Origin of the sequence: Natronomonas sp. (assembly GCF_046710025.1) — an archaeon.
Taxonomy (GTDB): Archaea; Halobacteriota; Halobacteria; order Halobacteriales; family Haloarculaceae; genus Natronomonas.
The window spans coordinates 1-10,098 of record NZ_JBKEGK010000083.1 but is presented as its reverse complement, the minus strand read 5'-3'; the positions used below and the strand labels follow the sequence as shown (position 1 = coordinate 10,098).

Here is a 10,098-nt window from a genome sequence, read left to right as displayed (position 1 = left end):
GGGATGGAGACCTTAGAGGAGATCGGCAAGGGCGAGTCGACGACGTTCGTGCTGCCCCAAGAGATGACCTCGCTTTTGAGCCGGTACGGCAAACACCTCACCGGCAGCGACGCGGCGGCGGACGGGGCGGAGCTTGACTCGCTCGAGTTCGACGGTGAAACGCGGGAGTTGCTCGGTATCGATAGCATCGAGGAACTCGCCGCGGGGAACGGAAACGGCGAGGTTGACCTCGAGATCGAGAGCGCCGACATCGAACTCGAAGACGAGATAGAGTAGTCGATCGCATGTATGTCCGGACTCGGGGATCGAATAAACAGGTACGCGCCGCCGCCGCGGACGGTCGACTGGTCGATCCTTGCCGTTGTTCTCCTCTCGGCCGGGTCGGGGCTTTATTCATTCACCGTCGGCCGGCCGGACGGGTTCGGGTGGCTGTGGGTGTGGGGCCACCGCGTCGCCGGCGTGGTCCTCGTCCCCCTGCTGGTTTGTAAACTCGCCCGCGTGCGGCGGCGGCTGACTGACCCCGATCGGTGGCAGCGCTCAACCGCGCTGTCGGTCGCGACGGGAGTGGTCGCAACGGCCGTCCTCGCGAGCGGGATCGTTTGGGGCGTCGTCGGGCTTAGATGGGTCGCCGTCTGGCCGCTGCTCGCGGTCCACGTCGGACTCGGCCTGCTGCTGCTCCCACTGGTCTTCGCTCACATGCGCACGCGGTTTCGGCTCCCACGGCGGCGGGATATCGCCGAGCGGCGGACGGCGTTGAAATACGTCGGGTTGCTCGCGGCCGGCGGAGTCGCCGCTCGGCTCGACGATATCGCCGTTCGTGCCGCAAACCTTCCCGGAGCCGATCGGCGGTTCACCGGCTCGAAGCCTGCCGGAGGAGAGGGGGACGACGACGGTAGGGGAAACGGCTCGTTTCCGGTGACGATGTGGGTCGCCGACGATCCCGAGCCGGTCGATCCGACGACGCACACGGTCTCTGTCGAGGGCCGGATCGAAACGCCGCTCTCGCTTGGAGTCGATGCCCTCGGAGATGACACGCCGGTGGCGACCGAGGAGGCGCTCTTGGACTGCACGAGCGGCTGGTACACGATTCAGGAGTGGAGCGGCGTCCGGGTCGGTGCGCTCCTCGAAACCGCCGGAGTGGCGGAGCCAGCGGCGTACGTCCGGTTCGTCTCGGTCACCGGCTACCGGTGGTCGCTACCGATTGAGGAGGCTCGCGACGCACTGCTTGCGACCCACGTCGGCGGCGAGCGTCTCTCACATGGCCACGGCGCGCCCGTGCGTCTCGTTGCCCCGGGACGACGGGGGTTCCAGTGGGTGAAGTGGGTCGATCGGGTCGACGTACGGGCCAACCCCGACCCGGCACAGTGGGTCGTCACGCTCGTAAGCGGATTCGACTGAGAGATGGACGCACGAAGGAAGACCGATAAGACGGAACAGATTACGACAGCATCCCCGGCACCTCCAGGCGTACATGTACGTCGTTTCCGTCGGGCTGAAGTTACACGGGTAATGTGTTCGAGGCTCCTGCCGCCGGTTATAACACGTTCTCGATGGAGGCGGCGACCTCGCGGGCGCGATCAGCGAGTGTCTCGGGGACTCGTCCGGCCGCAACGGCAGCGTTGAGTTCGTCGTCGTCAACGCGTTCGACGCCGCCTTCGGGCCCTTTGACCACGTCAACGTGGAGGTCGACATAGCGGACCGCTCGCGGGAAGATCTCGACGGGCGTACAGACGTTGACGTATGTGCCGCGGCGCTTACCCTCGGCACTCTTATAAACCGTCGCGTACCACCAGCGGCCCTCGACAAACGTGGTGGTAGCGACATCGCCGGCCACCCTGTCGACGCCGATGGCGTCGTACGTGCCGCCGCCCGACATCTCGCGCTCGACGGTGATAGAGCCCGTTGGGTCGCGCTCCGTGACCTCGCCGCGGCCGAGCGTGATCGTCCGGCCGGCGGGTTTCCCGTGTCGGATAGCGACCGAATCGCCCGGTTGGGGCCCGAACTGTCGGGTGACCACATCGAACGGGAAGTCGACATCAGCGTCGTCCCCGCTTTCCGCGTCGGGGCCACAGAGCGCCTCGACAAAGTCGACAGCCGAGCTCGCAGCCTCCGTTGCGGCCTTTGTTCGGTGGTGGCCGGCCATCGTGGTCTCGACCCGACGGCGGACCGAATCGAGTTCGAATCGGCTCTCGCGACCGAACCATACCCACGCGCCAGAGGCAGGGGCGGCGATCCGTCCTATCTCTTCGTCGTCGGCCGCAGCGATCGCCGCCATCAGCCCCTCGGCGCGGTCGTTGGCGCGTTCAAGCGCGGCCGCCATCGAGTCGAGGGAAGCGTCGTCGGCCGACGCCGACCACCGCGGGGTCCACCCGTCGATCGGGTCAACGGGGAGAATATCGGCCAGCCGCGCGGTCTCGGTCATCGCTCCACCGTCGCCACGCCGGAGTTCGAGAAGGCTGCCCGGAATCCGCAGCGCGCGGGCGAGCGTCGGCCGATCATCGCTCCAGGGCGGTTCCGCCGAGGCGACCTGCAGGCGGTAGGTATCGCCCTCGTCGACGTAGCCCTCAATCCGGTCGTAAGGGAGAAACCCCGAAACCGACTCGCCGTCGACCGAGCCCAGGTCGACGACCGCACCCGATCCGAGGGTGTCGCTCACCTCGCCGCGGAATACCGCACCGGCCGGTGTGCGGGCACCCCACGCGAGCGCGTCGCGAGCGACGGCCCCGAGTCGGTCGCGCAGTTCCGAAACGGCGGCGTCCGCGCCCTCGACGCTGACACCCTCGCGGTCGCCGGTCGTCCGGACTGTCGCGTCAGCAACGTCAACCTCGAAGGGCTCGCCGAACCGCTCGCGTATCGGCGGCGAGGCGGCAACAACGTCGTATTCCTCCCGAAGCAGCTCGGTGAGCGCCGTCGTATAGATCCCGCGGATCCGGACGTTCGCGCTCATAACGCGTCGAGATCGGTGGCAAGACGAACCCGGTCGTGAACCGTCGGCCCGAGAGTCAACTCGACGACCGATTTCGAGAGGACGCGGCCGTCCTCGACGTAAGCTCCCCAGCCATCGAAGGCGACGTAGCCGCGGAGGTCGGCGCCGTGCGTGTAGAGATCGACGTATTCGAGGCCGTGTTCGGGGAACTCGGCGCTCGAGTGGGCGAGGTCCATGTCGGAGTACACCGTCTCGGTCCCCGAGAGGAACTGCTCGATCCGTTCGGCGTCGGCGGCGACCCGATCGATGACCGAGTCGGAGATCTCGGCGATCTCCTGGGTGTCGAGGCCGAACTCCCGAAGCGCCGCCTGGGTGCGCTGGTCGAAGTGCATGAGGGGTGTTCGTGACCGGGGAACGAAAGCGTCCCGCCTTTGGCTCGGGGAAGACAGTCGTCGGGGACTCGGGCGGGACAGCGCGACCACCGCGGGCGTGGGTCGAGCCGTAACAACCGAGCCAAACAGTTAGGGGTTCGCCGCGAGAGCTTCGAGTATGAAGGACCCGGTCGACGCACGGACAGACGAGGATGACCTCTACGACATCGCCTCTTGGGAGCCACGAACGGCGCTCGATCGACTGGCGATCCGGACCCACCGTGGCGTCGTCCGGGCTGGTCGGCGGGTTCTGATCGGCCTCGGCGTCCTGATTTTTATGCTCATCTTCGTGGCGAGCGGCACCGGCGGGCTGATTATCGACGACCCATTTATTCTCGCGCTGGCCGCGCTCTCGATCATCCCGGCCGGGCTCTTGGCGCTGTACATTTATCGGACCGACATCACGACGAAGGAGCCGCCGTCGCTACTCGTCGTCACCTTTATTCTCTCGGTGCTGTTCGCCGGCTTTGCCGCGGTCATTAACAGCGTGTTCGGGTTTCTGCAAGTGTTTCCCCTGTTGGGGATCGTTCTGTTTTTTTACCTCGTCGTAGGGCCCGTTGAGGAGTCGGTCAAACTGCTTGCGGTCTGGTTGTACCCCTACCGCGATTCGCGGTTCGACTCGGTCGTCGACGGTGCGGTCTATGGGGCCATCGCGGGGCTCGGCTTCGCCGCCATCGAGAACGTCCTTTATATCACCCAGAACCTCCAGACGCCGGCGTCGATCCTGATATCGAACGGGATCGGGGTCGTCGAAGGGTTCGCCGATACCTTGGAGGCGGGCGGACAGATCACCGCGGTTCGGGGGCTTGCAGGGCCGGGACACGTCGTTTACTCGTCGTTTGCGGGCTACTACCTCGGCCTCGCAAAATTCAACCGGGAGAACGCCGGGCCGATCATCGCGAAGGGGCTTCTCATCGCGGCGTTCATTCACGCGACCTACAATACCCTTGTCGGACTGGTGCCGGGAATCGTCAGCCTGCTCGTTCCGGGCGTCCCGGTCCTCGTGTTGTTCCTCGGGTTTGTCATCGTCTATCAGGGCGTGTTCTTTTATATCCTCTACCGGAAGCTCAAGCGATACGAGACGGCCTATAGGCGGAGCCACGACACCCCAGAGGGAGCTGACGGCTTCGACTCGGAGGTAGTCGAGTTCGACGCCGAGACGAAGTAGAGCCGGTCAAAAACGGACGGGAGATCGCCTGGCTACCGGAACTGCACGCCGAGGTCGTGGAGGCCGTCGTTCTCCATCGCGACGTTGATCAAAAGTGGCGTGACCGACTCGACCTCCGCGGCGTTGCCGAGACCACCGATGTCGAGCGGGCGGAGCCCATCGACCTCGCCGGCGATACCGATCACCGTCGACTTGGCGTCAGCATCGTCCCCGAAGACAAGCGTGTCCCACTCGAACGCGCGGTCGAGGTCCGCGAGGCCGCCCGCCGGGAGGTTGTGAAAGGCGCCGACGAGCGGAACGTCGTCGGGTTTCGCCTCGGCCGCGAGGGCGGCGACACTGCCGGCCCCGGGGCGGTTGTAATGAAAGCCCGACTCGTCGCGTTTCATGCCGACGGCAGGCGAGACGAGGACGGTGTCGGGATCGAGACGATCCGCGACCGCCTCGACCGTGTCGACGAGGTGATACGCGGGGACCGCCAGCACGACGACGTCGGCGCGGTCGGCCGCCATCGCGTTCTCGAAGCCCTTGATCGTCGCGTCGAGGCCACGATCTTCGAGTTCGGCCCCGTACTCGTCGGCGCTCGCCCGCGCCTTTTCGGGGTCGCGGGAGCCGACAAGAAGTTCGTGATCCGTATCGCGGCCGAATCGGAGCGCGAGTCCAGCCCCAATGTCACCGGTACCGCCGAGAAATGCGATTCGCATACGATACACGTCGGGTAAGCGATGGTTAACGATTGCGTGACCGGATAGGGTTGCCCCGAGCGCGGGGACCACACCGCACCCCGGCAAGCTGTCACCTCAGTTCAGCAGGTCGGGGAGGTCATTGATCGACGCAACGATGACGTCCGCGCCGGCGCTACGGTACTTGCGTCGGCCCTCCTCTCCTGAGAGCCCGCCGGTAAGGACGCCGACGCTGTGGTAGGTCCGGGAGGAGTCCGTCTCCGTCGCGTTCGTGACCGTTCGGATGTCGTCGAGGGTATCGCCGACGAACACCGGACGGTCCGCCTCCAAGCGATCGGAAAGCCTAAAGAGCGCGTCGGGGTCGGGTTTGCCGGTCTCCCAGTCGTCCATCGTGAACCGGTGTTCGTCGGGGAGGTCGAGACCGACGCGGTCGAGGGCGATGTCGGCTTCGGCGGCCGGCCGACCGGTGATGACGCCGAGGGGCCACTCCTCAAGCCAGTCGCGGGTGTCAGAGTCGAGCAGCACTGGTTCGTCGTCGATGAACCCCGGCCGGTCGAGATCGGGGGTCGGCTCGCCGCCTTCGAGGCGGCGATAGAGGTCGCCGCCGAGATAGAGCTGCTGGAATACGTCCCGGAGCCGATCGCGGTCCCACTCGGCGAGCACCTGCTCCCGGGCAGCCGGGTCGAGTTCGTCGGCGATGGCCGTCTCGGCGGCCCTCGTCCCGCCCCCGGAGGCGGCGATCAGGCCGGTGTACGTTTCGATGCTCAGTTCGGATTTCTGCCGGCGGGCGAGGACGTACAGCGCGGCGGCGTACGTCAGTTCCCAGTCGTTGTTGAACCCGCCGGCGTCCTTGAACAGTTGGATGTGGCCGTACTCGATCGTGTCACCGTAGACGTACTCGATGGACTCGACGATGGCACGCCGGTAGGAGTCGGCGACGTCGATCAGTACGCCGTCGATGTCGAGAATGACTGCGTCGACGTTCATGATGTGGATGCGAGCGGTATGTTCATGTGTTGAGTCGGAACAGCGTCTCGCCCGAAAGGGTTTCCGGAGCGGCGTCAACGACCGCCGGATCGGCACCGAGGGTCGTGAACAGACAGGCCGCGCCAGCCGCCTCGGCAACGTCGGCGAGGGGGCGTTGAAGCTCCGGCGGGCAGTTCAGCGCGTACACCGCGTCGGCCCCTCGGTAGACCGACGGGTCGGGGTCCGTCACGTCGTCGCGAACGAACCGAACGGGCCTGGGGACGGACCGATCGTAGATGTCGGTCGCGGCGACACGACAGCCCCGTTTGGCCAACCTGCCCGCGACCGCCGGGCGGGCACCGACGCCAACCTCGACGAGGTGGTCGTACCGACACAACCGGTCGACGAGCGCGGTGTTCACGTCGGGATGTTTATCAGCAACGGTATCTAATGCTTTCCCATGCACGTCGATATCGTGCCGGTCGGCGACCTCCCCGCAGCGGTAAAGCGGGAAGCCTCTAGCGGGCTGCGCTCCGTGTATGACTGCGAGGTGACTATCCATGACAGCCAGCCCGTTCCGGAGGGTGCCTACGACGGCGGGCGCGAACAGTACCGTGCCGAGGAGTTTATCGAACTTGCCGGCCGGGTGGGCAACGGCGAAAAGAACATCGGCATCACCGCTCACGACCTCTACTACCGGCGACGGAACTACGTCTTCGGTCTCGCGTACCTCTCAGGCAACGGTTCGGTCATCTCCACGTATCGACTCCAGACCTCTTCAGACGGCGGCTTCTCGGAGCGATCGGCGAACGACATCTTCTCTGACCGGGTCCGCAAGGAGGTCGTCCACGAGATCGGCCACACGCTCGGACTCGAACACTGCGACAACGCTCGGTGCGTGATGAACTTCTCGCCGACTGTCCGGGAAGTCGATGTCAAGGAGGAGAACCTCTGTGGTAGCTGTCAGCGGCTCGTGCTGTGACCGGTTCGATAGTCCTATTTATACGCAGATCGCGGCGGGTTCGGTTATAACTCAGCCAGGGCGATTTCAAGTAGAACTCAGCCAGGGCGACTTCAGATATAATTCAGCCGGGGCGACGCCGGTAATAAGGCGGCTAAGACGAACTCGTTTATACGCTGGTATCGATCTCCGGGCACCGTTTTTAGCTATGCTCGTACTTGGAGTGCGGTGGCGCGCGCTCGGAGCCGTGCCCGAGGCGGGCGGCGAGCGAACGCGAGCCGCCCGCGAAAGGCCGGCGTAGGACCCACGTGCGAGGGATGAACAGCGCGCGAACGGGCGCATCGCGCCCGTGAGTGACGTGAATCGGTTGGGGAGGCGTGTGGCCCGCGGAGGCGGCTGCGGCGGACGGGGGTGCCGGCGTTCTACTGAGCGACGGTCAAGATCACTCCTCGGAGCACTCACCAATCAGCCGCTCCTTGCGGGCCCGCGAAAAGGTCTTTATCTCGTGCTCGCGGCGCATCGCAGCCGACCGGCTTCCGAACGACTCTGTATACACCAACGCCACAGGTGCCCGCCCGCGGGTGTACTTCGCCCCTTCGCCGGCGTCGTGTTCGGCGACGCGCCGCTCGACATCCGTGGTGTAGCCGGTATAAAACGAGTCGTCGGCGCACTCGAGGACGTACACGTAGTGGCCGCCGTCCGATGACATCAGGTGAGGATCGGACGTGACACTTCAAAAGGTCGGCGGAGTGAGCGCAGGGCTGAGGAACCTGACCGGTAACCCGGGTCCGCTGGGGGCACGTAGCCGATCGATTCCGCTGAACCCGATAGACGGACCGGCTCTGTCAGGGCTGTGGAGCGTTTTCAACCGATCGGTGTACCTGGGCGGATTTACGGCAAACGGGATCAGTTCGATCCCGGATGATCGGGGCATTGGCGGCGCGGTGGCCGCTACTCGTGTACGTAGCGTCTGTGGTCTTAATCGTGTGCGCGGTCCCTCGATACCTCGGCAATCCCGGCGTTCGCCGAGCAGTTCGGACACGCACGTACGTATCCGTTCTCGTCCGCGAACACCCTGGCGAATCGATCCGAGACGTGCGCATCGCAGTGATCGCAGTTTGGCATTCTGTCCTCGACGAGGGGTCACCTCGTCTGTACGCATATAGAAGACCTAGAGGCACTAATACCCTCGTTATACTGTACCAAACGTCCGGATTCGGGGGGTTGAAGTGCTTGGTGCGGCCGGACGGGGTCAGAAGCGTGAGCGGTGGGGACGGCGTCAGGGTGATCCTCAAAGGAGTGTCAGACGGATAGGAACGGGCGGGCAACATAGGGCGGAGAGAGGCGTCACGCCCGACGGGCAGCCGAGATGGAACGGGCGATCAGGCCGGCCTGGGCACCGGCGGCAAAGCCGGCGTCGATATTAACGACCAGAATCGGGGCACACGACTGCAACATGCCGGCGAGTGCGGCTTCCCCGGAGCCACCGTGGCCGTAGCCCGTCGATACGGGAAGGCCGATTAGGGGGACGTCGACCAGCCCCGCCAACACGGTCGGGAGCGCGCCCTCGCGTCCGGCGGCGACGACGAGGACATCGGCCTCGCGGATCTCCTCAAGACGGTCGAACAGGCGGGCGATCCCCGCGACGCCGACATCGTCGATTCGGTCGACGGTCGCGCCGAGTTTCCCGAGCACCGCCGCTGCCTCACCGGCCGGGACCGCATCCGAGGTGCCCGCGGTGACGACGGCCACGGTCGCCGACAGCTCCGGGGGTTCGTAGCCATCGGCGTGAACGACGACCGTCCGGGCGCGCTCGTCGTAGTCAATCCCGGCATGGGGGAACCGCTCCTTGATGCGGGTCCGGCACGCCTCCACGTCAGCGGACGTGACGCGAGTCAAGAGGGCGCTACCGGTTGTCTCGACCGCTGCGACGGCCATCGTCGCCGTCTCTTGGGGCGTCTTGCCGTCGGCGAGGATCGCCTCGGGAACCCCGCTTCGGTCAGTCCGGGCAGCGTCGAATCGGCCCGCGTCGGTGCTGGCGTACCCGTTGAGTTCGGCTTCAGCGGCGGCGGCGGAGAGTTCGCCATCGGCGACGGCGTCGAGAATATCGCGCATGGGATGACCTTCGGGCCGACAGACACGAAACTGTCGGCTCCGGTTGAGGAGTGTACAGGAGCATGGCGACGGCCGGGGAGATGACGACCGAGCGCGGGGTAAAACGACAGGTGTGAAAGCGAGAGGCAAATTTACGCTGAATCCGATGTCGAGTGGCGATCCGAGGAAAATATATAAACGATCCCAGAGGATGGACCGAAATTGGGCGACCGAGTCCCCGCTAAACGGGCGGTAGAAGCTGCTATGCCGCATCCTTTTGGGAAAGTATATAAGTGACCCGGCAAAACCGCCGACTGTATGGCAGACCTGATCGTCAAAGCCGCTGTGAAGGAAGCGCTCGATGATATGAACGTCGCTTCGGATTTCTACGACGCCCTCGACGGCGAAGTCGAGGAGCTGCTCGAGGACGCCGCGCGCCGTGCTGAGGAGAACGACCGGAAGACGGTCCAGCCGCGAGACCTGTAAGGCCGACCCTTCCTACGCTTCTATATTTATTAGCGTGCACCGGCCAGCGCCGCCACTGTCGTAACCGCTGAAAAACGATGTACAGCCGAGATCGAAGGATAAAATATAATAAGCAGGAATAAATCGATCCCCGCTCAGTCGCCGGGGCGGTAGATGTCGACGCCGTCATCAGTGCCGACGTACACCGCGTCGGCGAGGCCGACGAACAGCCCGTGATCGAGAACACCCGGCAGGGCCGAGAGGTCGGCGGCGAGCGATCCGGGATCGTCGATCGAGCCGAACGCACAGTCGATCACGAGGTTGCCGTTGTCAGTCACGACGGGACCATCCTTTCGCTCGGCCGCGCGAAGCGTCGGGTCGCCATCGAGCGCCGATAGCCGGCGTTC

12 protein-coding genes and 1 pseudogene are annotated in these 10,098 nt (G+C 65.2%); 5 read left to right on the top strand and 8 right to left on the bottom strand.

Features of this window, described 5'->3' with window-relative positions; translation table 11 throughout:
* Nucleotides 1-276: pseudogene (locus ACI944_RS07455) on the top strand (phosphoesterase); the annotation flags it as partial.
* A 3-nt stretch (nt 277-279) separates the two neighbouring features.
* Nucleotides 280-1,398 carry a molybdopterin-dependent oxidoreductase gene (locus ACI944_RS07450; protein WP_411718423.1) on the top strand — a complete coding sequence of 373 codons (1,119 nt, stop codon included), beginning with the start codon at nt 280-282 and terminating at the stop codon, nt 1,396-1,398.
* Between the two features lie 136 nt (nt 1,399-1,534).
* Here the strand turns inward: ACI944_RS07450 and ACI944_RS07445 are convergent, their stop codons facing one another.
* Together ACI944_RS07445 and ACI944_RS07440 are read right to left on the bottom strand one after the other, a co-directional pair.
* Nucleotides 1,535-2,947 carry a DUF402 domain-containing protein gene (locus tag ACI944_RS07445; protein WP_411718422.1) on the bottom strand — a complete coding sequence of 471 codons (1,413 nt, stop codon included), beginning with the start codon at nt 2,945-2,947 and terminating at the stop codon, nt 1,535-1,537.
* Nucleotides 2,944-3,318, bottom strand: a complete 375-nt coding sequence (locus ACI944_RS07440) for a hypothetical protein (protein WP_411718421.1) — start codon at nt 3,316-3,318, stop codon at nt 2,944-2,946. Before ACI944_RS07440 ends, ACI944_RS07445 begins: the two co-directional genes overlap by 4 nt.
* A 157-nt stretch (nt 3,319-3,475) precedes the next feature.
* Here ACI944_RS07440 and ACI944_RS07435 point away from each other — a divergent pair, with 157 nt between their 5' ends.
* Entirely contained in the window at nt 3,476-4,525 is a 1,050-nt protein-coding gene (locus ACI944_RS07435; RefSeq protein ID WP_411718420.1) for a PrsW family intramembrane metalloprotease, read from the top strand.
* A 32-nt stretch (nt 4,526-4,557) separates the two neighbouring features.
* On the opposite strand, the gene npdG is transcribed toward ACI944_RS07435, so the two are convergent.
* The 3 genes from npdG to ACI944_RS07420 all read right to left on the bottom strand — a co-directional run bounded on the left by npdG (nt 4,558) and on the right by ACI944_RS07420 (nt 6,592).
* Nucleotides 4,558-5,226, bottom strand: coding sequence for an NADPH-dependent F420 reductase (gene npdG, locus ACI944_RS07430; protein ID WP_411718419.1), 669 nt, complete (start codon nt 5,224-5,226; stop codon nt 4,558-4,560).
* A gap of 96 nt (nt 5,227-5,322) precedes the next feature.
* Nucleotides 5,323-6,192 (bottom strand): TIGR01548 family HAD-type hydrolase, encoded by an 870-nt coding sequence (locus ACI944_RS07425; RefSeq protein WP_411718418.1) that lies wholly within the window; start codon nt 6,190-6,192, stop codon nt 5,323-5,325.
* A 22-nt stretch (nt 6,193-6,214) separates the two neighbouring features.
* Nucleotides 6,215-6,592, bottom strand: coding sequence for a UPF0146 family protein (locus ACI944_RS07420; protein WP_411718417.1), 378 nt, complete (start codon nt 6,590-6,592; stop codon nt 6,215-6,217).
* 39 nt (nt 6,593-6,631) lie between these two features.
* On the opposite strand from ACI944_RS07420, the gene ACI944_RS07415 reads away from it, so the two are divergent.
* Nucleotides 6,632-7,153: an archaemetzincin family Zn-dependent metalloprotease gene (locus ACI944_RS07415; RefSeq protein WP_411718416.1), complete on the top strand. Its 522-nt coding sequence runs from the start codon at nt 6,632-6,634 to the stop codon at nt 7,151-7,153.
* A 421-nt stretch (nt 7,154-7,574) separates the two neighbouring features.
* Here ACI944_RS07415 and ACI944_RS07410 read toward each other — a convergent pair whose 3' ends face one another.
* Together ACI944_RS07410 and larB are read right to left on the bottom strand one after the other, a co-directional pair.
* Nucleotides 7,575-7,841 (bottom strand): GIY-YIG nuclease family protein, encoded by a 267-nt coding sequence (locus tag ACI944_RS07410; RefSeq protein WP_411718415.1) that lies wholly within the window; start codon nt 7,839-7,841, stop codon nt 7,575-7,577.
* A 638-nt stretch (nt 7,842-8,479) separates the two neighbouring features.
* On the bottom strand, nt 8,480-9,247 hold the full coding sequence (larB, locus tag ACI944_RS07405; RefSeq protein ID WP_411718414.1) for a nickel pincer cofactor biosynthesis protein LarB: 768 nt from the start codon (nt 9,245-9,247) through the stop codon (nt 8,480-8,482).
* Nucleotides 9,248-9,544: 297 nt separating this feature from the next.
* Between larB and ACI944_RS07400 the strand changes: the two genes are divergently transcribed.
* Nucleotides 9,545-9,712, top strand: a complete 168-nt coding sequence (locus tag ACI944_RS07400) for a hypothetical protein (protein ID WP_015408075.1) — start codon at nt 9,545-9,547, stop codon at nt 9,710-9,712.
* 134 nt (nt 9,713-9,846) lie between these two features.
* Here ACI944_RS07400 and ACI944_RS07395 read toward each other — a convergent pair.
* Nucleotides 9,847-10,098 (bottom strand): ribose-5-phosphate isomerase A (locus ACI944_RS07395; protein ID WP_411718413.1); only part of this gene is annotated, 252 nt, incomplete at its 5' end.

What these genes read in the sequence shown, in the direction of transcription:
- ACI944_RS07445 (WP_411718422.1), bottom strand. Translation starts at nt 2,947, where the DNA reads ATGAGCGCGAACGTCCGGATCCGCGGGATCTATACGACGGCGCTCACC.
- ACI944_RS07440 (WP_411718421.1), bottom strand. Translation starts at nt 3,318, where the DNA reads ATGCACTTCGACCAGCGCACCCAGGCGGCGCTTCGGGAGTTCGGCCTC.
- ACI944_RS07435 (WP_411718420.1), top strand. Translation starts at nt 3,476, where the DNA reads ATGAAGGACCCGGTCGACGCACGGACAGACGAGGATGACCTCTACGAC.
- npdG (WP_411718419.1), bottom strand. Translation starts at nt 5,226, where the DNA reads ATGCGAATCGCATTTCTCGGCGGTACCGGTGACATTGGGGCTGGACTC.
- ACI944_RS07425 (WP_411718418.1), bottom strand. Translation starts at nt 6,192, where the DNA reads ATGAACGTCGACGCAGTCATTCTCGACATCGACGGCGTACTGATCGAC.
- ACI944_RS07415 (WP_411718416.1), top strand. Translation starts at nt 6,632, where the DNA reads ATGCACGTCGATATCGTGCCGGTCGGCGACCTCCCCGCAGCGGTAAAG.
- ACI944_RS07410 (WP_411718415.1), bottom strand. Translation starts at nt 7,841, where the DNA reads ATGTCATCGGACGGCGGCCACTACGTGTACGTCCTCGAGTGCGCCGAC.
- larB (WP_411718414.1), bottom strand. Translation starts at nt 9,247, where the DNA reads ATGCGCGATATTCTCGACGCCGTCGCCGATGGCGAACTCTCCGCCGCC.
- ACI944_RS07400 (WP_015408075.1), top strand. Translation starts at nt 9,545, where the DNA reads ATGGCAGACCTGATCGTCAAAGCCGCTGTGAAGGAAGCGCTCGATGAT.